The 23604-nt window shown below is 49.0% G+C and carries 25 protein-coding genes; 14 read left to right on the top strand and 11 right to left on the bottom strand.

From position 1 onward, the window contains the following. The first annotated feature begins 59 nt into the window (after positions 1 to 59). Both L1278_RS09475 and L1278_RS09480 read left to right on the top strand, forming a co-directional pair. Entirely contained in the window at positions 60 to 854 is a 795-nt protein-coding gene (locus L1278_RS09475; RefSeq protein WP_253403187.1) for a M48 family metallopeptidase, read from the top strand. A 21-nt stretch (positions 855 to 875) separates the two neighbouring features. After that, on the top strand, positions 876 to 1484 hold the full coding sequence (locus L1278_RS09480; protein WP_253403189.1) for a hypothetical protein: 609 nt from the start codon (positions 876 to 878) through the stop codon (positions 1482 to 1484). Between the two features lie 81 nt (positions 1485 to 1565). Here L1278_RS09480 and L1278_RS09485 read toward each other — a convergent pair whose 3' ends face one another. Next, a complete protein-coding gene (locus L1278_RS09485; protein ID WP_253403191.1) occupies positions 1566 to 2378 on the bottom strand; it encodes a 3'-5' exonuclease in 813 nt (270 codons plus the stop codon). A gap of 11 nt (positions 2379 to 2389) precedes the next feature. Next, positions 2390 to 3769 (bottom strand): UDP-N-acetylmuramate--L-alanine ligase, encoded by a 1380-nt coding sequence (gene murC, locus L1278_RS09490; protein WP_253403194.1) that lies wholly within the window; start codon positions 3767 to 3769, stop codon positions 2390 to 2392. Between the two features lie 133 nt (positions 3770 to 3902). Here murC and dnaB point away from each other — a divergent pair, with 133 nt between their 5' ends. Beyond that, on the top strand, positions 3903 to 5474 hold the full coding sequence (dnaB, locus tag L1278_RS09495; protein ID WP_371927339.1) for a replicative DNA helicase: 1572 nt from the start codon (positions 3903 to 3905) through the stop codon (positions 5472 to 5474). 167 nt (positions 5475 to 5641) lie between these two features. Here the strand turns inward: dnaB and L1278_RS09500 are convergent, their stop codons facing one another. Next, a complete protein-coding gene (locus L1278_RS09500) occupies positions 5642 to 6226 on the bottom strand; it encodes a nitroreductase (RefSeq protein WP_253403196.1) in 585 nt (194 codons plus the stop codon). Between the two features lie 191 nt (positions 6227 to 6417). Here L1278_RS09500 and L1278_RS09505 point away from each other — a divergent pair, with 191 nt between their 5' ends. Then, the gene (locus L1278_RS09505) at positions 6418 to 7665 is read left to right on the top strand and encodes a PAS domain-containing protein (protein WP_253403197.1); all 1248 of its coding nucleotides are present in this window, start codon (positions 6418 to 6420) and stop codon (positions 7663 to 7665) included. A gap of 47 nt (positions 7666 to 7712) precedes the next feature. Then, complete coding sequence (locus L1278_RS09510) at positions 7713 to 8066, top strand: histidine kinase (protein WP_253403199.1); 354 nt, start codon at positions 7713 to 7715, stop codon at positions 8064 to 8066. Positions 8067 to 8126: 60 nt separating this feature from the next. On the opposite strand, the gene L1278_RS09515 is transcribed toward L1278_RS09510, so the two are convergent. Together L1278_RS09515 and hppD are read right to left on the bottom strand one after the other, a co-directional pair. Further along, positions 8127 to 9860: a phospho-sugar mutase gene (locus L1278_RS09515; RefSeq protein WP_253403201.1), complete on the bottom strand. Its 1734-nt coding sequence runs from the start codon at positions 9858 to 9860 to the stop codon at positions 8127 to 8129. 555 nt (positions 9861 to 10415) lie between these two features. Further along, a complete protein-coding gene (gene hppD, locus L1278_RS09520; protein WP_253403202.1) occupies positions 10416 to 11510 on the bottom strand; it encodes a 4-hydroxyphenylpyruvate dioxygenase in 1095 nt (364 codons plus the stop codon). Positions 11511 to 11661: 151 nt separating this feature from the next. On the opposite strand from hppD, the gene L1278_RS09525 reads away from it, so the two are divergent. The 9 genes from L1278_RS09525 to L1278_RS09565 all read left to right on the top strand — a co-directional run bounded on the left by L1278_RS09525 (position 11662) and on the right by L1278_RS09565 (position 18207). Further along, positions 11662 to 12060 carry a hypothetical protein gene (locus L1278_RS09525; protein WP_253403204.1) on the top strand — a complete coding sequence of 133 codons (399 nt, stop codon included), beginning with the start codon at positions 11662 to 11664 and terminating at the stop codon, positions 12058 to 12060. A 437-nt stretch (positions 12061 to 12497) separates the two neighbouring features. Further along, a complete protein-coding gene (locus L1278_RS09530; protein WP_253403206.1) occupies positions 12498 to 12980 on the top strand; it encodes an SMI1/KNR4 family protein in 483 nt (160 codons plus the stop codon). A gap of 74 nt (positions 12981 to 13054) precedes the next feature. Further along, positions 13055 to 13543 (top strand): hypothetical protein, encoded by a 489-nt coding sequence (locus L1278_RS09535; RefSeq protein ID WP_253403208.1) that lies wholly within the window; start codon positions 13055 to 13057, stop codon positions 13541 to 13543. 111 nt (positions 13544 to 13654) lie between these two features. Further along, positions 13655 to 14083, top strand: a complete 429-nt coding sequence (locus L1278_RS09540) for a DUF5655 domain-containing protein (protein ID WP_253403210.1) — start codon at positions 13655 to 13657, stop codon at positions 14081 to 14083. Between the two features lie 156 nt (positions 14084 to 14239). After that, complete coding sequence (locus L1278_RS09545) at positions 14240 to 14656, top strand: DUF6157 family protein (RefSeq protein WP_253403212.1); 417 nt, start codon at positions 14240 to 14242, stop codon at positions 14654 to 14656. Next, positions 14653 to 15105 (top strand): DUF1569 domain-containing protein, encoded by a 453-nt coding sequence (locus tag L1278_RS09550; RefSeq protein WP_253403214.1) that lies wholly within the window; start codon positions 14653 to 14655, stop codon positions 15103 to 15105. The genes L1278_RS09545 and L1278_RS09550 overlap by 4 nt, the downstream gene beginning before the upstream one ends. Positions 15106 to 15201: 96 nt before the next feature. Continuing rightward, positions 15202 to 16548 (top strand): hypothetical protein, encoded by a 1347-nt coding sequence (locus L1278_RS09555; RefSeq protein WP_253403216.1) that lies wholly within the window; start codon positions 15202 to 15204, stop codon positions 16546 to 16548. A gap of 13 nt (positions 16549 to 16561) precedes the next feature. Further along, positions 16562 to 17296 (top strand): YqjF family protein, encoded by a 735-nt coding sequence (locus L1278_RS09560; RefSeq protein WP_253403218.1) that lies wholly within the window; start codon positions 16562 to 16564, stop codon positions 17294 to 17296. A gap of 71 nt (positions 17297 to 17367) precedes the next feature. After that, the gene (locus L1278_RS09565) at positions 17368 to 18207 is read left to right on the top strand and encodes a sulfurtransferase (protein ID WP_253403219.1); all 840 of its coding nucleotides are present in this window, start codon (positions 17368 to 17370) and stop codon (positions 18205 to 18207) included. An 88-nt stretch (positions 18208 to 18295) separates the two neighbouring features. Here the strand turns inward: L1278_RS09565 and trpS are convergent, their stop codons facing one another. The 6 genes from trpS to L1278_RS09595 form a co-directional block, all read right to left on the bottom strand. Continuing rightward, the gene (gene trpS / locus L1278_RS09570; protein WP_253403221.1) at positions 18296 to 19270 is read right to left on the bottom strand and encodes a tryptophan--tRNA ligase; all 975 of its coding nucleotides are present in this window, start codon (positions 19268 to 19270) and stop codon (positions 18296 to 18298) included. An 87-nt stretch (positions 19271 to 19357) separates the two neighbouring features. Then, on the bottom strand, positions 19358 to 19918 hold the full coding sequence (locus L1278_RS09575; RefSeq protein ID WP_253403223.1) for a copper resistance protein NlpE N-terminal domain-containing protein: 561 nt from the start codon (positions 19916 to 19918) through the stop codon (positions 19358 to 19360). Between the two features lie 396 nt (positions 19919 to 20314). Further along, positions 20315 to 21226 (bottom strand): DMT family transporter, encoded by a 912-nt coding sequence (locus L1278_RS09580; protein ID WP_253403225.1) that lies wholly within the window; start codon positions 21224 to 21226, stop codon positions 20315 to 20317. 204 nt (positions 21227 to 21430) lie between these two features. Then, positions 21431 to 22222 carry a queuosine precursor transporter gene (locus tag L1278_RS09585; protein WP_253403227.1) on the bottom strand — a complete coding sequence of 264 codons (792 nt, stop codon included), beginning with the start codon at positions 22220 to 22222 and terminating at the stop codon, positions 21431 to 21433. Between the two features lie 72 nt (positions 22223 to 22294). Further along, positions 22295 to 23212 (bottom strand): ribonuclease Z, encoded by a 918-nt coding sequence (locus L1278_RS09590; protein WP_253403229.1) that lies wholly within the window; start codon positions 23210 to 23212, stop codon positions 22295 to 22297. A gap of 13 nt (positions 23213 to 23225) precedes the next feature. Next, positions 23226 to 23603 carry an STAS domain-containing protein gene (locus tag L1278_RS09595; RefSeq protein ID WP_007657896.1) on the bottom strand — a complete coding sequence of 126 codons (378 nt, stop codon included), beginning with the start codon at positions 23601 to 23603 and terminating at the stop codon, positions 23226 to 23228. Between the last annotated feature and the right edge of the window lies 1 nt (position 23604).

The following is a 23604-nucleotide window of genomic DNA, read 5'->3' on the forward strand; positions in this document are numbered from 1 at the left end:
TAAAAATTGGTTCAAAATTTGAAAAGCCTTTTTGAAAGAGTCATTTAAATTTTAAAACTATGTACAAGAAGTTAATTGCCTTTTCAATAGCGGTAGTGATGATGGTCGCCTGTACGACGGTGCCAATTACAGGCCGCAGACAGCTGAGTCTCGTGTCAGACGCGCAGATGATGCAAATGAGTTACGACGCCTACGACCAGTTCCTGAAAGAGAACAAGCTATCGCGCGACGCACAGGCCACGGCTATGGTGAAGCGCACCGGACAGCGCATTCAGCGTGCAGTGGAGCAGTATATGGCTGCCAACAACATGTCAGACCAATTGCAGGGCTTCGCGTGGGAGCATAACCTGATCGAGGATGAGCAGGTGAACGCCTGGGCTATGGCCGGTGGTAAAACCGTTACTTACACAGGTATACTGCCAATCGCTCAAAACGAAACGGGCCTTGCCGTGGTAATGGGCCACGAAATCGCCCACGCCATTGCCAAGCACAGTAATGAGCGCATGAGCTTACAATTGGCGCAGCAATTCGGTGGACAGACGCTTTCTGCGCTGGCCGGTGCTCAGCCAGGTATAGCGCAGCAATTGCTCATGACGGCCTATGGCGCAGGTTCCGGACTTGGTGTGCTGAAGTATGGCCGAGATCAGGAGAGCGAAGCCGACCGTTTGGGTCTGATCTTTATGGCCATGGCAGGTTACAATCCGCAGGAGGCAATCCCTTTCTGGGAGCGTATGGAGGCGAAGTCTGGCGGTCAGGCACCACCGGAATTCCTGAGCACGCACCCGAGCGCCGGTACGCGCCGCGCTAACCTGCAGAGCTATATGCCGGAAGCGCTGAAATACTACAAGAAATAATCACTAACCCGATAAACCTACATGACTCCATCACCCTTAGCCAATGGCCGGCACTTGCTGCTGACCTGCCTGCGCTGGTCGCTGGCCCTGACTCTGATCCTAGTGGTAGCCGCTGGCTGTTCGCGCCGCGAAGCTTTCCCGGAGGAAAGTGAAGAGATGCCACTCGACGAGGAGGCAGGACCTAAGTATGACGGGCAACTATTGGCACAAGTGGTGTTGGATGAGATCGATTTTGTAGTGTCGGAGCAGGAACTGGTGCAGCCTTTTATAAAGGAGTTTGGCAACGGCACGGTGGTGAATAAAGTAACGATCCACAAAGTGCAGGACAATAAAAACCTGCCTGCTACTTATTACCTGGTGGGTCTGGGCATGTACAACGGCTCTTTCCGCTCAATGGCGCTGGAGTTGGATGTGGCTTCAGACAATAGCCTATACCTGAGCAGTAAGTCGGTGAAGCACATTTGCGAAGCCACTGCCGGCTGCGATTTCTGTTATTTCTCCTTCGAGGACAACAGAATCACCGGTTGCCAGTGTTCGATCCGCGCCGCCGGTTACGACTGCCGTCATAAAGTGCAGGAAGGCAACAACCTGCTGCAAGGTGTGAGGTTGAAGAATTCGGGACAGAAGTAGTCCAGAGTATAACCAAAAAAGAGCGGGCTGTCAGTTATCTGGCAGCCCGCTCTTTTTTGTGTCTGTGTTTCGCTAATAGTGCTAAGACACACTACTCTGCATGTTTCTCAATCTAATGCGGGTCAGGATTTTTTTGGTATAGAGCGGGAAGTCGCCTTTCATCATCCAGTCGTAGTAGCTTGGCTCTTTGCTCAGTACTTCCTCTACGGGCACATTGCGGTGCTTGCCGAAGTTAAAAACTTCCTGCCCGGCGTTGTTGTACACAATGCGGCCCGCCAGGTCGGCGGACTTCTCAAATGCGAACTTGTGGAGCTGGGCCATGTCGTTCTGAATCGGGGTATCTTCTATACCTTCGGCTACCTCTACCACGGTGTTTTCGTAGCGTTCCAGTTGCGCTTTGAGGATGTGGTAAGTGGCCAAGGTGTCGGCCTCAGCGCTGTGGGCGTTCTCGAGCGTTCTGTTGCAGTAGTATTTATAGGCGGCCGAGAGTGTGCGCTTTTCCATCATGTGGAAAATACGGCAGGCGTCCACCACATGGCGGTTGTCGATGTCGAAGTCTATACCTACCCGCAGGAACTCCTCGGCCAGCAATGGTATGTCGAAGCGCACCAGGTTGTAACCGCCCAGATCGCAGCCCTCCATAAACTGGTGCAGGTTGCGGGCCACCTGCTGGAAAGTAGGAGCATCCTTCACGTCCTCGTCGTATATTTTGTGTATCAGGCTGGACTCCAGCGGGATTGGCACGGTCGGGTTGATGCGACGCGTTTTGAGGATTTCCTCGCCGTCTGGTTTTACTTTCAACACGCTGATCTCAACGATACGGTCCTTACAAATGTCGGTACCGGTGGTTTCAAGATCGAAGAATACGATGGGGCGCTTCAGGTTCAATTGCATGGTTGGGTGGTTTACAGAACCGCTTTTTTTAGCGCCTCCAGGTCAAGATTTTGATAAGTGCCGGAGCTCATGAGCAGCAGGTTGGCGTTTTGCCAGTCCATCCCTTTCAGGTGCTCGAGCAGGGTGGTTGAGTCGGTATATACCTGCAGCTTCGGGTTGCCGAAAGCATTGCGAAGATCTTCTTCTGAGAGCATCTCCATGCGCTTGTGTTCCACCGTTTTAGGGCTGAAAAATACTATGGGTACATTAGCTCTGTCAAGTGAGCGGGCATACTGCGGCAGGAAGTTCTTGTTAAGACTGCTGAAGGTATGCAGCTCCACACAGGCCACCAACTTGCGTTGCGGGTACTGTGTTTTTACGGCTTCGGTCGTTGCTTTTACTTTAGAAGGCGCGTGGGCAAAGTCACGGAAAATCACGGTTTTGTCGTTTTCGCCGAGTTTCTCCAGTCTCTTGGCAGCCCCTTTAAAAGTCTTGAGCGCTTCGTAAAAGTCAGGTGCCTTAATACCAATCTTCTTACAGACTTCCCGGGCTGCGCTGATATTCCGGAGGTTGTGCTCCCCGAAAAGCGGGATCTCCACATCACCCTCTTTTTTCGTGTGTAGAATGGTCTTGCCGTTAACGATGCTGTGCGGATGTACTGTATAGCCAATGTAGTTGATGTCGGCGGGGTTGCGTGGCACGGCTACCAGCTGTACCTGCTCGTCGTCCTGGTTGTAGATGAGGGTGCCGGCCTTTGGCGTCATCTCCGCGAAAATGCGGAACTGCTCACGGTATATTTCGGGCGTTGGAAATACGTTGATGTGGTCCCAGCTGATGCCGCTGATCACACCGATGTGGTGGTGGTACAGGTGGAATTTCGGTACGCGCTTGATCGGGTCGGAAAGGTACTCATCGCCTTCGATGATAATGATCGGGGCGTCATCCGTGAGCCGCACCATGCGGTCGAAGCCCTGTAGCTGCGCACCTACGGCGTAGTCGAACAGGCGGCCACAATGCTGGAGCACGTGCATGATGATGGAAGTGATGGAAGTCTTGCCATGGCTGCCGCCGATCACGATGCGCTGCTTGTGCTTGCTCAGCTCGTAAATGAAATCCGGGAAAGAGTAAACCGGTATACCTAGTTCCTGAGCGCGAAGCAGCTCCGGGTTTTCGGCGCGGGCGTGCATACCTAAGATAACAGCATCCGGGCGGTCGTCTAGTTTCGCCGGAAACCAGCCTTCCTCAGCCGGCAGTATACCTGCAGCAGCCAGTCGGCTTTTGGCCGGCTCATAGATCTCATCATCCGAGCCAGTCACTCTTATACCTTGATCGTGCAGCGCCAGCGCAAGGTTGTGCATGATGCTGCCACCTGTGGCAATCAGGTGAATGTGTTTAAAATCCGTTCTCTCCATAATCCGTGCTATCCATTTAGCGAACCGACAAATTTATCATTCCTGACTTAAATGTAAATAGCTATACGCTAATATGTGGATATCTTCCGTATTTTGTGGATTACTTGGGCGGCTTACTTTTTAAATTTGTGGTATGGAGGAGATGAAAATGAACGTGCGGCCAACTGGCAACCGTGGCACCTGGAGCAAAAAAGCGCCTGCCGTGGCAGAGTTGGGTAAAAAACCGCCGCAGGCACTTGATTTGGAGGAGGCCGTGCTAGGCGCTCTGATGTTGGAGAAGGATGCGCTTACTACGGTTATCGACATTTTGCGACCCAACTCTTTTTACAAAGAGGCGCACCAACGAATTTTTAAAGCGATCCTGGCCCTGTTCGACAAGTCAGAGCCAATCGACATTCTGACCGTAACGCACGAACTTCGCGAAAACGGTGAGTTGGAGCTGGCAGGAGGTGCTTACTACGTTACACAGCTGACAACCCGCGTTAACTCGGCGGCCAACATCGAGTACCACGCCCGTATTATCACGGAAAACTCGATCAAGCGAGACCTGATCTCGATCTCCTCAGAAGTACTTTCGAGTGCTTTTGAAGATACAACCGACGTATTCGAACTCCTCGACAGAACCGAGGCCAAGCTCTACGAAGTATCGGAGTCGAACATCCGCAAGAACTTCGACGACATGCGCTCATTGATGCATGCCGCCATCAAGGAACTGGAAGAGAAGCGCAAGCAGACTGACGGCCTAACCGGCGTTCCAAGTGGCATGACGGCCCTGGACCGTGTCACGTCCGGCTGGCAAAAATCGGATTTGATCATTCTGGCTGCCCGTCCCGCGATGGGTAAGACGGCCTTCGTGCTTTCCTGCCTGCGCAACGCAGCCGTTGACTTTAAAAAGGGTGTGGCGATCTTCTCGCTGGAGATGTCCTCGCTGCAGCTGGTGAATCGTCTGATTTCTTCGGAGGCCGAACTTGATTCAGAGAAGATCAAAAAAGGCAGCCTGGAGGATTACGAATGGGCGCAGCTCAACCACAAAATAGCAAAACTGACCGAAGCGCCGATCTTTATTGACGATACGCCGGGCCTTTCTATCCGTGAACTCCGTACGAAGTGCCGCCGACTAAAGGCGCAGTACGACATCCAGATGGTGATCATTGACTACCTGCAGCTGATGAGCGGTAACGCGGAAGGCAAGGGTGGGGGTAACCGTGAACAGGAAATTGCTTCTATCTCACGGGCCATGAAGATGCTGGCCAAGGAACTGAACGTGCCGGTGATCGCGCTTTCGCAGTTGAGCCGTGCCGTGGAGACCCGTGGTGGTGACAAGCGACCGCAGCTGTCAGACTTGCGTGAATCTGGTTCCATTGAGCAGGACGCCGACATGGTGCTTTTTCTTTACCGTCCGGAATACTACGGCATCACGGAGGATGAAATGGGCAACCCGACAGCCGGAGTGGGAGAGGTAATCATAGCCAAGCACCGTAACGGCTCGCTGGAGAACGTACAGCTGAAGTTTATCGGCAAATACACCAAGTTCACAAACCTGGACTCTGATTTCGGTGGTGACGGCGGTTTTAATGCCTTGCCTAACAGCAGCTTCGACACCGAAACGCCAGGCGCCATCCGATTGGGTAGCCGCATGAACGACGGCGGTAAGGGTGGGGGAGGATTCCCTGCCTCAGGCTTCGACGACGAACCACCGTTTTAAGTTTTAGACAAAAGACATTTTTGACAAAGGACAAAGGACTTTGATAAAGAAAACAGACGAACGGGGAATTAGCCCTGTTCTAGCGTTCATTCTAAATGAAGTCCTTATAAAATCTTAAGCCAAAGGAAGAAAAGCCGCTGCGCCCCAGAGCCGGCGGCTTTTCTATTTTACATCCACTCCACTTTCTCATCCAGTGGCACCGTGCGTTTGCCTTCTCCGGCAGAAGCATCCGCATAGCCCAAGTATAGAATGCCCAGCACGACATCCTCATCGCGAAGGTGCAGCATCTCTTTCATAGGTGGTTGATACGCCATGCCGCCAGAGCCCCAATAGCTCGCTATACCTAAAGCCGTAGCACCCAGCAATAGGTTTTGGATGGCGCAGGAAGTGGCAGCAATCTCCTCTAGAGCGGGAATTTTGGGCAAGTCACCACGCTGCATGTACGCCACGAGCACATGCGAAGCCTGGTCGCCCATGTGTAGCAATTTGTTATAACGCTGCTGCAGGAAATTCTCTTCTTCCACGTGCTTTTTGTACAGCTCAGCATGCGCCAGGCAAAAGTCCTGTACTTTGTCGCCGGCGTATACCTTGAAGCGCCAGGGCTCCGTGTGGCCGTGCGTAGGCGCCCAGTCTGCCAGTTCGAGTAGTTGCTTTATCTGCTCGTCAGGTATACGCTGTCCGTTCATTTTGCCGGGCTTCGTCGTTCTGCGATTTTGTATGATGTGGCTTATTTCAGAGAATGATGCGTTCATAGTGATGGCTTTTTGATTACTGCAAAGGTACGGACTGATATTGCCCCTTCCCAACTGTTACTTACTACTGTCAGAAACAGCTGGATAATTTGAAACAATACTGATGCGGGAATAGCTTTAGTTCGGTGCACCACAGTATCTGCACAAGTTTCACTATCTTTCAGACCCTTTTCAGACGTTAGTAATTCTCTATGGACTTTAATCTATTATTTGATAGCATACCTGAACCTATTGTGGTGCTTTCCCGGGAGTACAAAGTTGTGGCAGCAACGGATGCTTTTCTGGAAACAAGCCTGCGTACAAGAGAACAGCTAATAGGATCACATTTTCTTTTGGAGGCATTTCCAGAGAAAGAACTCGCTTACCAGGACAACCTGGTCAGAAAAGGGTTAGATCAGGTGCTGGAAACCAAACAACCCGTCCGGCTGGGGGTAATGCGCTACGATATTCATACACCTGGATCGAAAGAAGGTGCCTATGAAGTGCGCTATTGGGAAATAAACCAGACTCCGGTTCTTGACAGCGAGGGGAATGTAACATACATTATCCAGAAACCCTTGGATGTAACAGAACGCGAAACATCACAGGCAGCTTTGCAAAAAAGTGAAGGGAAGTTCAGGTTTATGGCAGATGCCATGCCACAGTTGGTTTTTACTGTAGATCAGGATGGAAGCATATCCTATTTCAACAAGCGCTGGGAGGAGTACACAGGCAAAAGTTTGCAGGAGCTGATGCAGACTGGATGGCAACAGGTCATTCACCCTGATGATCTGGAAAATACGATGGCTAAATGGGAGACGGCTGCCAACTCAGGCACCGAGATGCAGATAGAGTTGCGCAAGCGCGATAAAAACGGCACCTATCGCTGGCATCTGTGCCGTTCCATACCTATGAAAAATGCTGAGGGCAACATTACGATGTGGATAGGCAGCTCGACTGATATACACGATACAAGAAAACTGGTGCAGGAACTGCTGGACTCCAACGAACAGATGGTACTGCTGGCAGACCAGGTGCAGCATGCCTATGAAAAAGCTGAATCAGAGCGTAAAACACTGGAAAGACTTATTATGGAAGCCCCTGCTATGTTTGTCATACTCAGAGGTGCTGATCACAGGTTTGAGCTGATGAATGACAGATACAGGCAATTGTACCCGGGGCGCGACCTGATCGGAATGCCATTAGGGGAGGCGCTGCCTGATATTAAAGCGCAGGGCTTTACCAAATTGCTTGACAAGGTATACCAGACGGGTGAAACTTATATCGCTGAGGGCGTACCCATCATTTTGCCTAAGGGCGGTTCCGATGAGATGGAAGAAAGGTTCTTTAACTTCTCTTATCAGCCTATATATGAAGCTCAGAAAATTGCAGGTATACTGGCTTTTGGCTACGATATAACAAATGAAATACTGTTCAGGAAGAAGTTGGAAAATCTGTAGCCCATTATTTTCAGTTTGTTACAAATACAACCGAGGAAGTTAGGTAGATGGAGGCAGCACGACTGGATTTTCAACAGCTCAGAATAAAGCATATTCTGTATAAGTCGAAGGTGCGCTCATTTCTGTACGGCGGAACATTTGACAATACTTTTTTTTCCGCTGCGGGGCCTATAGACATCTGGTTTTCTACAGTAGGTACCATACGCTATGCACGTGAGCCCGAAATCCTGCAGCTTATCCGGCTTCACCAGCAGCTAACCACGCTAGTTTTAAACCTGCATAAACTTTATAGTAACGGGCAGATTGAACAGGCTCACGATGGTCTCAAGGAAGTGGACTTCAAGTCGGACCAGTTTATTCAAATTCTCTCTGGTTTAGACGAGCGGCTCAAGCAGGTATAGGTATAAAATAAAGGAGGCCGGTTATACAACATAACCGGCCTCCTTTATTTTGATAGAAGCTTATTTTAGCTTCAAATCCACCAGAATCTGTTCTATCTTCTGATTCAGCTGCTGGTCAACGGCATCAAAATCTTCCTTAGAAGCCAGTGGCTCGTTTACGCTGATGTAGAACTTGATCTTCGGTTCGGTACCGGATGGGCGGGCTGAGATTTTGCTGCCGTCTTCCGTCAGGTATTGTAGCACGTTGGAGCTTTCCAGGTCAAGCTTCGATTCTTCGCCGGAGATCAGGTTTTTACGGGTGCTATGTTTGTAGTCGCTTACTTCAAGTACTCTGGAACCTGCAATAACCTGAGGCGGATTGGCGCGCATGTCGGCCATCATCTGCTGGATTTCCTCCGCGCCACGCTGTCCTTTTTTGGTGAACGATACCAACTCTTCTTTGTAGAAGCCATGCTGTGTATAGATTTCCACCAGCATTTCCATCAGGCTCTGGCCTCTGTCTTTTGCCACGGCTGCCATTTCAGCGATGAGCGCGCAGGCCGAAATCGCGTCTTTGTCGCGCACGAAGTCACCGATCATGTAGCCGTAGCTTTCCTCGCCGCCGCCAATGTATAGCTCATTGCCTTCCAGTTCGCGGATCTTCTCGGCGATGTACTTAAAGCCTGTCAGCGTTTCATACATTTTTACGTTGTAGCTGTCGGCAATATCCTTGATCAGGTCGGTGGTCACGATGGTCTTCACGATGAACTCCTTGCCCGTCAGTTTGCCCGCTTTCTGCCAGGCCAGCAGTAAGTAGTTCATCAACAAAGCGCCTGTCTGGTTGCCGTTCAGGAGCTCGAATTCGCCTTTCAGGTTTTTCACGGCTATACCTACACGGTCAGAGTCCGGGTCGGTGGCCATTACGAGATCGGCGTCGATTTCCCTGGCTTTGTTCAGGGCCAAAGTCATGGCCTCTTTCTCTTCCGGGTTCGGGTATACCACCGTTGGGAAGTTGCCGTCAGGTATAGCCTGCTCTTCTACGATGTGCACGTTCGTGAAACCGAAGCGCTTGAGCACTTCCGGTACAAGCGTTATACCTGTGCCATGGATCGAGGAGAAAACAATTTTGAGATCATGCTGGTTGCGGATGGCTTCCTGAGAAACGGAAAGGCTCTGCACTTTGGCCATGTAAGCCTCGTCCATCTCCTGGCCAAGCATGTGGATGTTGCCAGACTTCGTTTCCCACTTCACCTCATCAATAGAAGTGATTTTGTTCACCTCGGCGATGATATTCTTGTCGTGTGGCGTGGTTACCTGCGCGCCATCGTTCCAGTATACCTTGTAGCCGTTGTATTCTTTCGGATTGTGAGAAGCTGTTACGACCACGCCGCTGTGGCAGCCAAGGTGACGAATGGCGAAGGACAACTGCGGGGTAGGGCGGAGGGCCTCAAACAGGTATACCTCAATATCGTTAGCCGAGAAAATATCAGCGGCAATGCGGGCGAACACATCAGAGTTGTTGCGGCAGTCGTGAGCGATAGCCACTTTTACGCGCTCTCCCGGGAAGTTCTGTTTCAGGTAATTGCAGAGCCCCTGCGTGGCCATACCTAAGGTATAGCGGTTCATGCGGTTGCTGCCTGCACCCATAATGCCACGCAGACCGCCTGTGCCGAACTCCAGGTCCTTGTAGAATGCGTCGGCAAGTGTCTCGTGCTCGTTGCGTTCCAGTAATCCGTTTATTTCTGATTTGGTTGCCTCATCGTAGTTGCCGCTCAGCCAGGCGTTTATTTTATGCTGTATAGCTGGTTCGATCATAGTTCTTATTGGTAATGTATGTATTGATGTTAATGTCTTTTGTAGTATGATGTAATATGGCGCGAGCGTCCTCGCTCGTGTCTACTATGGTGGGGCCTCTGGCCCAGGTATAGCTTATTTTGCTTTTTAGTAACTGCTATTGCAGGTATAGCAAACTTTATTGTTTTATAGCTTCACCTGTGCGGCGGGCCCTACTTTTTGTCTTGACACAAAAAGTAGGCAAAAAAGTCAAGACCCTCCAAATCGAGGGCCCCTACCCCCACTCGCTGAACGCTCGAACAGTGGAGTGTCGTAATGGTGCACCGGGCTCAAGCTATACCTTCGTAGCCAGCGTGCAAGTTAGTCTTGCTATACCTGTCAGTGGTTTATTAAGAAAGAAACTAGAGTGTCTATACCTGGACTTTACTCACTCTTTTCCGCTTAATCACAGAACCCACAAAAAATCACACCAGCCCTTCGTTTGCCGCGTAGCGGTTCTGAGAACTGGTGTGATATTGGTATATCAAAATAGAGGTATCTGATTCGGTTTACACCGTGCTATACTTTGCTTGCGGTCTAAAGGTTGCCGCGTAGCGCCTGCTCACGCTCGATGGCTTCGAACAGGGCTTTGAAGTTGCCTTTGCCGAACGATTTGGCTCCTTTGCGCTGGATGATTTCATAGAAAACAGTTGGTCTGTCCTCCACTGGTTTCGTAAAAATCTGGAGCAGATAGCCCTCATCGTCGCGGTCTACCAGGATGTTGAGTTTGCGCAGGTCTGCCATATCTTCGTCGATGTGGCCGATACGGTCGATCAGGTCTTCGTAGTAGGTTTCCGGCACACGCAGGAATTCCACGCCACGGCGGCGCAGCTCTGCTACGGTATGCAGAATGTCGTTGGTGGCTACGGCAATGTGCTGCACACCGGCACCACGGTAAAACTCGAGGTACTCGTCGATCTGCGACTTCTTCTTGCCCTCAGCCGGCTCGTTGATCGGGAATTTGATGTAGCCGTTCCCGTTCGACACCACTTTAGACATAAGCGCAGTATACTCCGTACTGATGTCGTTGTCGTCGAAGGTGAGCAGCAGCTTAAAGCCCATCACATCCTCGTAGAACTTCACCCACTCGTTCATACGACCCAGTTCTACGTTGCCTACGCAATGGTCTACATACTTCAGGCCAACCGGCTCAATGTCGAGTTCGCTCTGGCGTGGCACATAACCCGGCATGAACGCACCGCTATAGTTTTTGCGCTCCACGAAGGTATGGATGGTATCGCCGTAGGTATGGATGGAGGCTACTTTCACTTCGCCATGCTCGTCGGTTAGTGTTTTCGGCTCCAGGGCTGGTTTTGCTCCACGACTTACCGTCTCACGGAATGAGGCTTCGGCATCGTCCACCCACAGGGCCAGTACTTTTACGCCGTCGCCGTGCAAGTGCACATGCTGGGCAATATCGGAATTCGGGTCCAGCGAAGTAGTCAGTACCAAACGGATTTTCTCCTGCTGCACCACATAAGAAGCACGGTCGCGCACACCCGTTTCAGGGCCTGCGTAAGCTACCAGCTTAAAGCCGAAAGCTGTCTGATAGAAGTGAGCAGCCTGCTTGGCGTTACCCACATAAAACTCGATATGGTCGGTGCCGTTCAGGGGCAGAATATCTGTTGCCATAGGTATAGATATGGTTTAAATCATAAGATGCTGTAAAAATACAGCTTTTAAACGTTTATCAAAACCCAAGGACTCTTGCGGCAAATTATCATTGTTAATTCTTGCAATTACTAGAGCATGTTTCCAACTTTGTAAAAAACAGAACGACGCTATGAACGCAAATGCACTAAACAGTTCGCTGGTGGCTATCATCAGCAAGAAAGAAGAACTGAATGCGCTGGATTACAACGACGAGCGCTACGATGATATGGAAGAAGAACTCCACGACATGGAAGACGATTTCAACGAGGAGTACGGCGACTACCTGGAAGACGCGCTGGAAGAAGTGCACGGCAAGCTGCGCTCTGACGCGGATATCCTGCTACCCACTGCCTACCTGGCCAATACGCTGGAAGGTGGCATCCTGAACGCCAATGGCGAAAAAGAGGGTGTATGGGTAGAGTCAGATGAGTTTCCGGGTACAGAGATGCGCCTGGTGCTGACCGCCAACCCTGCCCGTTTCGTGGTGCTGATCGGCGACCAGGAGCGTGAGCTTTGGAAAGCTGAGTAAGGTATAGCTTCAGAAAAAAGTAGCAGGCTGCGGTCTGCTTTGTGATAAAACCACACGTGCTCTTAGGTATAAAGGGCGGGTGTGGTTTTTTCGTGTATAGTCACGAGCATCCGTTTTTTGAAACGTTCAGTCACGCTTGGGTTCGTTAAGTGAAAGGCTTTGCTAACTCTGTGCAGGAAGCGGCGCATTAAAATAGTGGTTCTAAAGATTAACACAGCTGACTAAACGGGTAGAGCATGCTTCGGGATTACAACATGCCATGATGCCATAAGAAACTTTGTTTCTATGCTTGGGCTACTGCTAACATTTCTTATATTAGTATTATGCTATGGTTGAGTGGTTCCATAAAGGAATTGCAGGTATAATAAACTAACCTCCGCATATAGTGCCAATAACTGGAATAGCTCCTTATATACTATAGTTACATGTAATTTATAATGAATAAAGAAACAGAAGAAACAATTGATAAAATAGTCTCAATCCTAAAGCAGGATAATGAAGATCTTTTGAAGGAATTTCCAAGCATTAAGCTCCCTCTAATCTTAACTACTTATAAAGAGACTGACTTACTGGATATTGAAAAGAAGTATAACATAAGGACTCCAAAAAGTCACAGGGATTTCATTGAAAGGTATTCACCTGAAAGATTCCACATCATGTTTACTGATATTTATGGGATTTCTAGTTTAGAGAAAGAATTAGAAGACTACATTCCAGATGAATTATTAAAAGAGGGATACTTACCCTTTGCAGGAAGTGATGGTAATTACTACTGCTTAAGTATGGAAAGTGATGATGATCGAGTTTATTTCTTTGATCATGAAGAGTACAACATATCTAAATCAGGGTTATCTTTTGGCTCTTTCTTTAAGGATTTGCTCGCAGCAAAAGTAGAACTTGACAAGAAAAACAGTATGTAACAATGTGCAGCCTGTAAGCTCGGCTACGCCAGCCCATCGGCTGCACGAGTACCGTTAGCAGGAATAAGTAATTTATGAAGAAAACAATTTTGGTTTTTTTTATAGTATGTGTTACTGTACTATCAGCCAAGGGACAGGACACACCGATAAAAGATAAACCAAAGTTGATTTTATCACCAGGTATATCATATCAGGGACAATTCCTTGGAGAGATAAACTTGATGTATGCAAGCCAATACATTGGGCATGGTGGCAATGCCATTTGGGGACCTAGAGTTGGTATAGAAGCTAACATAAACAAGGACAGATTTATCTATGCTCCTAAGCTTGGTTTTGAACTTTCAGGCTTATTGATAGCTGTGCGTGGTAATGTAGTTGGCTACATAGATGATAAAAGGTTGGACTTGAGATTATTATCAGAAGCTGGAATAAGTTTATTGGGTGCAGTTAATTTAACTTATGGGTACAATTTACCAGTACTTAACTTTAAATCACTAGAAATAGCAAGTCATAGAATCATGCTTACAGCTAATGTACATCGTGAAATTTGGCATGCACTATAAAAGAATTACTGACTGCTAACAAGGCATAGAAGGCATACTTTGGCTATGACTCGCTCGCCTTTTACACAAACACGTAATACAAGCCCGGGTGATAACTAAACGCTTCGAACTATGGCGGACAAAACTGAGGATGCTATATTAGAATTCTTCAAGGGGCGAGAATCCTCATTAAAATTGTTCAGACTACTTCGTCGGGTTATCGAAAGAAATTGTTCTCCCGAAATAAAAGTATCCAAGACACAGATATCATTTGGGGAGATCTATAAATACATTTGGGTATGGCTTCCTCAAGTGTGGGTTGCTAATAGACCGGAGGGCAGTTTAGTGCTAACGATTGTTACCGGCGGAAGCTTAACGAGTGACAGAATAGTTGAATCTGTTCAGCCGAAGAAAGGTTATTGGACGCACCATATTATTATTGAAAACGAAAAGGACATTGACACCCAAATCGAGGACTTGATCAAAAAAAGCTACGACTTTTATACAGAACGTCTGGATCACAAAAAGCAACAAAGGGCGAAGAAAAAGACCCGCGAATAACAGCGCATATAACGTATGGCGGGAAATTGGTAAATTCAGATTTTGTGCTTTTAAGCAAGTTTGTTGCAAGCCCTCAGGAGTTACTTCGAAAGCCGTTACAAGTCACATGCGAAGACCGTCAGCGGATTCTACAAACAGCAACCTCATCAAACCAAAATGAAAGTCCACACCACAAATTATTTTAACACTTTTATTCAAGTGGCAGAAGATACAAAAGCAGGTTGTGGGATAAAGCCGACATCTAAAGGTGATAAAAAAACGATTGCCGAAATGCAATATGATTTGATCGCCAGGCATCCGTACAGGTATACTTCTGACGATGTGCTATTTCAGGTTTTTGCAGCCAGAAATGATTTGTATGAAGCCGAATACACCCAGGAAAGGGAACAATTCTTCTCGAAGGGGCAAGCCTGTTTCAGAGCATCGCCTCTGACAAAAACCTACGGCTTTGGCGTCCATTGCGACAGCGAAGGTAAAATTGCCATCTATGGGGTGGAAACGGCAGAATATGAAAAGTTTGCTGCCGACCCAAATCTAAAGAAAGTGAAAGCTATGAAATCGAGCAGAAAATGAAATCCATTTTTGACAAGTCAACCCGGGACGAAATCATTGCCAGAGTAGCGTCCATCACTGCTGACAGCAGCCCTCAATGGGGCAAAATGAATATTCACCAGATGGTTGAGCACAATACCTACTGGAACGGTTGGATACTGGGAAAGGACAGTCATACCTACAAGCAGGCTTTTCTGGGTAAAGTCTTTGGTAAAATAGCGTTGCGGAAAATGATAAAGGACGAGCAGCCTTTTGATAAGAATATACCTACTTCCTCCCAGTTCAAACCGAAAGAAACGGGCGGAGATCTGGAAGCAGAAAAATTGAAATGGATATCACTGACAGAAGCTTATAAAAATTACCACAACCCAACCTTCATTCACGATTTTTTCGGGAAAATGACGAAGGAGGAGATTGGCATACTGGTATACAAACATTCGGACCATCATCTTAGACAATTCGGTAAATAAGCAAGGCAACGAGCCGCTAACCTCACCTAGTTGTGAGCCGGATAGATTGCTGTTTAGCTATTAGCAGCACATAACCATTTCAACAATCTAAAGCTTATGATGAATGTAAGTGATTTAAAGCTCAAGGATGAGGTGCTACCATGCTTCGACTACACAAATAGTGAGCAGGCTGCCTTACGTCTTCTTTCTCTGCTTCAGGAAATACCATCCACAGAAACTGAAGTCCTGGAAAGGCAGGCTATCACGAAGGGTTTTATAAGTAACTGGGCTGTTTTGGAGAACTTCACCTACCGACGGCTTGACTTGCATGAGGTCTTTGCTTTCTTAGAAAGTATCGCAGTAAATAACACCTTGCCGAATGATGGAAAACTCAAGATCACTTTAAAGCTAAGGCTGTCAGGATCAGAGCGAAAAAGGCTAAAATCGAAGCTGGTACAGGCTGTGCTGCTTCTAAACGGAATCTACGTGCAGTACCTGAGTCGGATAGACAAGGATGCTTTTCCTGCAGGCTACCAGGTGCAGCTACAAAGGGCTCTTTTATTTCTCAACAAACTCAACTTAGAGGCTTCTGCAGAGCTTATAAAGGAAGACCGCTTTACCGTTACAAAAATAGTTGAGCTCTCCCGCCGGTTAAGCACTCTTGCTCAAAACGAAATCAGAGGCTTCTGGGATTTCTTCTTCACATTCGAAGCGTTCTGGTCAATAGCCAAAGGGGCACTTGCAAATGGCTTCACATTTCCTTGTTTTGGCACCGACGGCATCCTGATGGAGGAATTCTACCATCCAACACTCAAAACCCCTATAAAAAATTCTTTAACGATGGAAACGGAGCAGAATGTGCTGCTTCTCACAGGGCCGAATATGTCTGGTAAATCAACACTGCTGAAAGCCTTAGGACTTTGCGTATACCTGGCCCGGGCTGGATTTGCGGTTCCTGCATCGCGTTGCGCTGTTCCTTTCTTCAGTTCAATTGCTATAGCCGTTAACCTTAATGACAGCCTCCAGGATGGGTATAGCCACTTTATGGCAGAAATTATGAACCTGAAATCAGTTGTTCAGGCGACGGAAGGGGAAGGAAGATGCTTTGCCGTTTTTGACGAAATCTTTAAAGGAACGAATACGGATGATGCGCGTGATATTATCCAGACAACCATTAGTGGATTGACAAGAAGAAAAGGGTCTTTTTTCCTTATCTCTACCCATATGCTGCAATTGGATGAGCAGTTGAGTAGTGACGATAGCAGAAATGTTAGAAAGTGCTATATTGAATGTGCCCTTGACAAAGGCTTCCCGAAGTTCTCATACCGACTGAAAGGAGGTTGGTCACAGCTCAGGATAGGAAAGATTCTGTTTGAAAAGGAGGGCTTAACGGAGCTACTTACATCCAAAGATGAAACATGGCAACATCCAACAGTGTCAATCAGTAGCTATACCCAACGATAAGCCGGCCCCTTACATGATCCCAAAAATGAGTTTCCTGAAAGCAGATTGGCGTAAGTTAGTGTTGACAAACTACGAGGTGGACCAGTCGGTGCTTGCGCCATACCTGCCGTATGGCACAGAGTTGGATTTATGGAACGGCAAATGTTATGTCAGTCTGGTCGGATTTATGTTTTTAAACACAAAGCTGCTGAACATCCGAATTCCCTTTCATGTAAACTTTGAAGAGGTCAATCTTCGGTTTTATGTCCGTCGACTGGAGGACAAGGTATGGAAACGGGGCGTCGTGTTTATCAAAGAGATCGTTCCGAAACCTGCACTGACCTTTGTTGCCAACACGGTATATAAAGAGAATTATCAAACGCTGCCGATGCGGCACGAGTGGCGTGAAACTGCAAGCGAACAGCTCGTTTCGTATAGCTGGAAAATGAACGCCAAATGGCAAAACATCAGTGTTCAAGCGAGTACACAAGCCACTGAAATTACTCCTTTAAGTGAAGCAGAATTTATCACGGAGCATTATTGGGGCTATGCCAAAGCAAGCAACACGAAAACGAACGAGTACGAGGTAACTCACCCGAGATGGCAGGTATACGAGGTGCTGGACTATAGCATAACAGTTGATTTTGGGCAGGTATACGGGCCCGGTTTCGGTTTTCTGAGTAGCCAAACACCTGCTTCGGTGATGCTGGCAGAAGGCTCAGAAATAACCGTTGAAAACAAGAAGAGTATAAAGAAGCCCTCCACGTGATTGCGTAAGTTTACGCATCGTAATTTTGCATATCTGATACCGTAGCCTTTCACCATCAAACACACCATACCATGTCTCCAATCATCACCGCCCAAGAACTTGCTTCTATCCTCAAAAATGAAAACCTGGTATTGATCGATGCCCGCTCCGGCCCCAATGGCAGTACCAAGTATGAACAAGAGCATCTGGCCGGGGCACTGCATGTAGACCTGGACAAAGATCTGGCTGACATCAAACCAGACGCAGCCCAGGGGGGACGCCACCCGCTGCCAGAACCTGAAAAATTTGCCGAACTGCTGGGTCGCTTAGGTATAGCGCATGGCAGCCATGTGGTAGTGTATGATGACATGAGCGGTGCCAATGCCGCTTCCCGGTTCTGGTGGGTGCTGCGCGCTTCCGGACACACACAGGTACAAGTGCTCGATGGTGGCTACCAGGCGGCTATAGCGGCCGGTATACCTGTGAGCAGCGGAGAAGAACATCCAAAGCAAGCCGAACCATACCCATTCAAGGCTTGGGAACTGCCGACCATCTCGATGGAGGAAGTTGCGAAGGCTGCTAAGGACCCAAACTATTTAGTGGTGGATGTGCGCGATGCAGCCCGTTATCGTGGCGAGACCGAACCAATTGACCTGGTGGCTGGACATATTCCGGGAGCTACGAACATTCCTTTTCAACAAAATCTGGCAGCAGATGGTACTTTCTTGTCACCTGAAGTTTTGAGGGAAAAATACGAAGCTGTATTGGACGGTCGCGATATGGACCATGTAGCGGTTCACTGTGGCTCCGGGGTAACGGCCTGCCACACAGCGCTTGCCATGGACTATGCCGGCTTAGGTATACCGACACTCTATGTAGGTTCCTGGAGCGAATGGTCGCGCAACGACCGCCCGATCGGAACCGGAGCCTGAGATAGGTATAAACTTAAGGTATAGGTATAAACACAAATCGGCTGCTGAAATCACTCAGCAGCCGATTTGCATTTGGCAGGTATAGCGCTTAGTAGCCCAGCTTCTGGCGCACGCGCTCCAGAACTGGCGTGGCAATGGCTTTCGCTTTATTGGCGCCTTCCAGCAGTTTTTTGTCTATTTCAGGCAGGTTGTTCATGTAGTAATTGAACAGCTCACGCTCTTTGGCAAACTTGCGCACAATCAGCTCATACAGCGCCTGCTTGGCATGTCCGTAGCCGTAGCCACCGTTCTGGTAGTTGTTGCGCATCTGCAGAATCTCTTCCGGGGAAGCGAGCAGACTGTAAAGCTTAAAGGTAGTATCCTCGTCCGGATCTTTTGGATCTTCCAGCGGAGTGCTGTCCGTTACAATGCTCATGATTGTTTTGCGCAGCGGCTTGTCGGCCTCAAAAATATCAATGATGTTGCCATAAGACTTGCTCATTTTCTCGCCGTTAACGCCAGGCACAGTCATCACTGTTTCATCCGTTTTCGCATCCGGCAGCACAAACGTATCGCCGTAGATGTGGTTGAACGAGCTGGCAATGTCGCGGGTGATCTCGAGGTGCTGCACCTGGTCTTTGCCTACCGGTACGATGTTGGCGTCATACATGAGGATATCAGCCGCCATCAGCACCGGGTAAGTGAACAGACCCGCATTCACATCAGCCAATCCTCTGCGGCTCGACTTGTCCTTAAACGAATGGGCGTTGGCCAGCATCGGGAAAGGAGCGAAGCAGTTGAGGTACCAGTTGAGCTCGGTCACCATTGGCACGTCCGACTGGCGGTATAAGATGTGTTTATCGGTGTCGAAGCCACAGGCCAGCCAGGCGGCAGCTACCGAGTAGGTGTTGTGGCGCAGCACCTGTGGGTCGCGGATGGTAGTAAGGGAGTGCAGGTCCGCTATAAAGTAAAGCGCCTGCTCCTGCGATGCCTTCGAAAGTTCGATGGCGGGGAGGATAGCACCCAGCAGGTTGCCCAAATGCGGACGGCCTGTGCTCTGAATGCCCGTAAGGTATCGTGCCATAGTCGGGGAAATGTTTACAACTGCAAAAATAACGCAAATTGCTGAGAACACGTCTAGCCCAACTACGACAATTCTATACCTGTAGCCCTAAAGTTTCCTGAGTGAGTGATTTTTTGAGCTTCCGATCTCGTCCTGCGTTTTGGTCAGCAGCTTCACCTCCGTATCGCTCACCTGCAGAAAATACATCGGGTCTATGTCGCCGGCGGTAGGTATAAGTTGCAGCACCACGGCGTCGGGGTTTTGCTTGTTGCCTTTGGCCAGGAACCACTTGCCGCTGCTGTTCACCACACTCTTATCTGCCGGCTTACCCATGTAGATTTGCTTCATCGTGAACGAGCCTTTGGAATCGCCATTCAGAGTGAGTTCTGTTTTAATACCCTGGCAGTCTTTGCAGGCCAGTGTGCCCCGGAAAGTGCCGCTTGGTGACGCCAGTACAGGAGCTGCCTCCAGGGCAGGCTCTGCAGCTGCAGTGGCCTCGGCTTTCGTAGGTTTGGCTTTGCTTTTGGCCGGGGCTTTTGCTGTCGTTTTCTTACCGCCGGCACGGTTTTCCTCCAGCCACTCCTGGTAGCTTTTACCTGACTGTGCCTGTACCTGCTGCAAGCCAAGAGTAAGAGAGAATAGGATGAAAAGGGCGATTATTGCTTTCATGTCGTTTCCTGTTTATCGTTCGGGCTGATCCTATCAGAAAATATACCAGTTTTTCAGAAGCATGAATCTGAGCCGACTGTATCTGATTTAACTGTTGAAAATTTAATTTATTGTGTGCTGTAGCGAAGGCGATGCAGCGGCGGCTGACACTTGGCCTTGTGCCCGGATGTGAGATACGAAAGCGGTGCGGCGGGGTTGAGGGAAAGGTAGACGTCAGGTACAAATTGCACTAGTTTGGTGGCCATGGACTACCCTTAAAAAGCAAATGACCAGGCGCTTCACTTAAGAGCAGACACCCAGCCATTCAAAAAAATCAAATCAAATCTTATTGTTTTATGTCAATTACATCATAGGCTTGCTCGGGGTTAAGTAAAAAAACAGTCAATCTTATAGGGTTTAGGCTGTTGCCAGCTTTTTATTTTTCTGCGACCGGTATAACCTGTTTAGGTTGCTTATAATAATGGCCAGGAGGATCAATGCCACCCCCAGCCATTGTACCGTCCACACTTCTTCCTGCAGCACGAAGTACGACATGGCCACCGCCACCGGCAACTCTGCCGAGCTGAGGATGGCACTTAGTGCCAGACCGGTTTTAGGTATACCGTAGGCAAAGAACAGCGGCGGAATAACCGTGCCGAACACACCCAGTAGTAAGCCCCACTTGAACAAACCATCCCCCAAAGCCCCGTTAAACAGGAACATCGGCGGGAAAATGCTCAGCACCAGTATGGTAGCACCCGTTAGCAGGAGCGCACTTTTGGTGGTCGGGTGCAAGTGGTTGCCAGCCGCCCCATTGATCATCAGGAATACCGAATAACACAAAGCCGCCAGCAGTCCGAAGCCAATACCTGCCAAGTCGAAGTCAGGTATAGTGCCTGAGAAAAGCCTGCCTGCCATGGCCGTGCCCACCAGCACCAGCAGTACCATTATCACCTGCGACAGTTGTGGCATTTTGCGCTTGATCACCGACTCCAGCAAGAGGCTGATCCAGGTAAACTGCATCAGCAGCAGAATAGCGATAGAGGCCGGTACCGCCTGCACACACTTGTAGTAGAAGATGCTCACCATGCCCGTGCTGGTGCCCATGGCCACCAGCTTCAGTTTGTCCATGGTTGAAACGCCGAGGGTGCGGTGGCCCATTAGGTGGCGAACCAATACGATGCTCCAAAGTATAACGAAGCCAAAAGAGACCTGCGTGCCGGTAACGTCACCCAAGGTATAGCCTTCCTGGTAAGCCAGTTTTACGAATGTGGATAGTATGCCGAAGCTACACGCTCCGAGGAATACCAAAAGGATGCCTCTGAACATAGATGTTCCTTTAGAAAATGAAATAAATTAGGAATAGGAGGGCTACACGGGCCCAATTTTAGGAATGGCGACTGTTAGAGATCGTGCAGGACGTACCCGGTAATGAAAATTTGTGTATGTGCTAAGTGTGCAGCCATTTTGTTTTGCAAGACCACAAAGATAGGGTCCTATTCAGCTCAAAAGCAAATTTATTTAAAACTCAGGCTATTCCTCGCTTTCTTTGGCAGCTGCTTCTATCATGGCTTCAGTGGTGCGATGGCCCAGGTAACCGTCTATCAGATAGTGTGCTAGGTATAGGAGCGGCGTGAGGGCGATGGCAATGAAAAATTTATAAATGTAATTGATAACAGCTACCGACATCACCAGCGAAAGCGGCCAGTTGCCGAAAATGTAGAAGGCCACAAAAAGCACCACCACACTGTCGATTAGCTGCGACACCAGCGTAGAGCCCGTTGCCCGCAGCCAGATCTTGCCGCTGCCTGTAAAAGAGCGCAGCCAGTGAAACACGGTAGCATCCAAAAACTGCGAGATCAGGAAAGCCACCAATGAGCCGATAATGATCCCCAGCCCCTGCCTGTAAATGGAGTTAAAGGCATAGTCGATGTCAAAAGGATTGCCAGCTGCATCCTGGTTGTTGAGTTCCAGCCAAAACGCAGCAGGTGGCAGACCCGTCACTATCGTGATCACCAGGAAGGCATACAGGATCAGGATGACAGTGAGGATACTGATTTTCTGGACGCCCTTTTTGCCAAAATACTCATTGATGATGTCGGTGGTCACAAACACGACAGGCCAGATGATAACGCCCGCCGTGAGGTTGAAGTCGAACTTCTCCCCCATGAGCCCGATCTGGGCACCCGGCATACCAAAAAGCGCTTCGGCCGAAAAAATCTTCACACCGATCAGTTCTGCCAGCAGGGCGTTGGCTAGAAAGATGCCACTCAGGACAAGGAACAGATTCGTGCGTTTTTTCTCGAGGGAAGGGGTTGCCGCCATAGGTATAGAAATGGTGCAGCAAGATAGGGATTTTGCAATTAAGAAACCTGCAGGTCGCAGGCGTTCCTGCGCTTATTCCTGCACACAGAAAATGCTGCCTTCGGTAGCTAGATCCGTTTTCGGGAATACTTCCTTTGCCTCCTCCAGTAGAGGCGTCAGGTCTTTGTAGCGCACCGAAAAGTGGCCGAGCAACAGGTGGCGTACCTGCGCGGAGGCGGCCATCTCGGCAGCTTGGCGGGCGGTGCTGTGGAAAGTATAATGGGCGCGCTCACGCAGCTCGTCGGTAAAGGTGGCTTCATGGTAAAGCAGATCTACGCCCTTTAAATAGGGAAGCAGGTCGGGCTTATACCTGCTGTCGGCGCAGTAGGCATAACTGCGGCTGCGCTTGGGCTCTAGTGTTACCACGGAGTTGCGCACCAGCACATGGCCCTGCTCGTCGCGCACGTCCTCCCCCCACTTCAGGCGCACGAGTTGTGGTGGCGTCAAAAAGCCGGGCAGGTTCTCTTTGATCAACGGTCGTGGCTTTGGTTTTTCGCGGAACAGGAAACCACAGCAGGGCACGCGGTGCTCCATAGGTAAGGTGTGCACCGTAATCTTCTTGTCTTCATAAATTTTGCGGTAGAGGCCTGTGTCAAGCTCATGAAAAATAAGCTTGTAGCACAGGTTGGTGCCGGAGTATTTGAGTTGCAGACTAAGGATTTCGGAAAGGCCGGGAGGGCCGAAGAGATGCAGCGGCTGCTGGCGGCCCTGCAGGTGCATGGTAGAAAGCAAACCTGCCAGACCAAAGTAATGGTCGCCGTGCAGGTGGCTGATGTAGATGTTAGAAATGCGCTGATGCTTTATTTTGTAAAGCATCAGCTGCATTTGGGTTCCTTCTCCGCAATCAATCAGATGAAGCTGATTGTCGATGGTCAGCAACTGGGCGGTATGATGCCGGTTTGCCGAGGGTGTGGCCGACGAACTGCCAAGTATTCTGAGTTCGAAATCCACAAAGTAGGGTTTGCTAGTCTTCCTTGTTGGTCAGGTCCTGCTCGATCTCGTGCAGAAACACACGGTCAATCGCCTCTTCCACCGTAGGAAGGATGTTAAGCACAGACTCCAGTTTAGAGATCGTGATCAGTTTCATCACGTGGTCCTGCAGGCTTGTCAGAATCAGCAAACCGTTAGAGGAGTTGCAAAGTCTGTTCGCAATCAGGATAGAGCTCAGGCCTGAAGAGTCAGTATATTTTACGTTATTGAGGTCAAGAATCAGGTTGGTGATCCCTTCGGCATTCAATTTCACGAACTCAGATTTCAAATCCGGAGCGATTGAAGTATCAAGTTTCTTCTCGTCTATCGTGATAATCGTGTAGTTTTCTTTCTTATCAATCGTGTACTTCATA

Source organism: Pontibacter sp. HSC-36F09 (genome assembly GCF_024171605.1).
Classification (GTDB): Bacteria; Bacteroidota; Bacteroidia; order Cytophagales; family Hymenobacteraceae; genus Pontibacter.

Bases quoted from the DNA above. Each gene is read 5' to 3' on its own strand.
- L1278_RS09565 (WP_253403219.1), top strand. From the start codon at position 17,368: ATGTCTCCAATCATCACCGCCCAAGAACTTGCTTCTATCCTCAAAAAT.
- L1278_RS09580 (WP_253403225.1), bottom strand. From the start codon at position 21,226: ATGTTCAGAGGCATCCTTTTGGTATTCCTCGGAGCGTGTAGCTTCGGC.
- L1278_RS09555 (WP_253403216.1), top strand. From the start codon at position 15,202: ATGATGAATGTAAGTGATTTAAAGCTCAAGGATGAGGTGCTACCATGC.
- L1278_RS09525 (WP_253403204.1), top strand. From the start codon at position 11,662: ATGAACGCAAATGCACTAAACAGTTCGCTGGTGGCTATCATCAGCAAG.
- L1278_RS09475 (WP_253403187.1), top strand. From the start codon at position 60: ATGTACAAGAAGTTAATTGCCTTTTCAATAGCGGTAGTGATGATGGTC.
- L1278_RS09485 (WP_253403191.1), bottom strand. From the start codon at position 2,378: ATGCAATTGAACCTGAAGCGCCCCATCGTATTCTTCGATCTTGAAACC.
- L1278_RS09515 (WP_253403201.1), bottom strand. From the start codon at position 9,860: ATGATCGAACCAGCTATACAGCATAAAATAAACGCCTGGCTGAGCGGC.
- L1278_RS09545 (WP_253403212.1), top strand. From the start codon at position 14,240: ATGAAAGTCCACACCACAAATTATTTTAACACTTTTATTCAAGTGGCA.
- L1278_RS09505 (WP_253403197.1), top strand. From the start codon at position 6,418: ATGGACTTTAATCTATTATTTGATAGCATACCTGAACCTATTGTGGTG.
- hppD (WP_253403202.1), bottom strand. From the start codon at position 11,510: ATGGCAACAGATATTCTGCCCCTGAACGGCACCGACCATATCGAGTTT.
- L1278_RS09550 (WP_253403214.1), top strand. From the start codon at position 14,653: ATGAAATCCATTTTTGACAAGTCAACCCGGGACGAAATCATTGCCAGA.
- dnaB (WP_371927339.1), top strand. From the start codon at position 3,903: ATGGAGGAGATGAAAATGAACGTGCGGCCAACTGGCAACCGTGGCACC.
- L1278_RS09560 (WP_253403218.1), top strand. From the start codon at position 16,562: ATGATCCCAAAAATGAGTTTCCTGAAAGCAGATTGGCGTAAGTTAGTG.
- L1278_RS09480 (WP_253403189.1), top strand. From the start codon at position 876: ATGACTCCATCACCCTTAGCCAATGGCCGGCACTTGCTGCTGACCTGC.
- L1278_RS09510 (WP_253403199.1), top strand. From the start codon at position 7,713: ATGGAGGCAGCACGACTGGATTTTCAACAGCTCAGAATAAAGCATATT.
- L1278_RS09595 (WP_007657896.1), bottom strand. From the start codon at position 23,603: ATGAAGTACACGATTGATAAGAAAGAAAACTACACGATTATCACGATA.
- L1278_RS09500 (WP_253403196.1), bottom strand. From the start codon at position 6,226: ATGAACGCATCATTCTCTGAAATAAGCCACATCATACAAAATCGCAGA.
- L1278_RS09575 (WP_253403223.1), bottom strand. From the start codon at position 19,918: ATGAAAGCAATAATCGCCCTTTTCATCCTATTCTCTCTTACTCTTGGC.
- murC (WP_253403194.1), bottom strand. From the start codon at position 3,769: ATGGAGAGAACGGATTTTAAACACATTCACCTGATTGCCACAGGTGGC.
- trpS (WP_253403221.1), bottom strand. From the start codon at position 19,270: ATGGCACGATACCTTACGGGCATTCAGAGCACAGGCCGTCCGCATTTG.
- L1278_RS09535 (WP_253403208.1), top strand. From the start codon at position 13,055: ATGAAGAAAACAATTTTGGTTTTTTTTATAGTATGTGTTACTGTACTA.
- L1278_RS09585 (WP_253403227.1), bottom strand. From the start codon at position 22,222: ATGGCGGCAACCCCTTCCCTCGAGAAAAAACGCACGAATCTGTTCCTT.
- L1278_RS09540 (WP_253403210.1), top strand. From the start codon at position 13,655: ATGGCGGACAAAACTGAGGATGCTATATTAGAATTCTTCAAGGGGCGA.
- L1278_RS09530 (WP_253403206.1), top strand. From the start codon at position 12,498: ATGAATAAAGAAACAGAAGAAACAATTGATAAAATAGTCTCAATCCTA.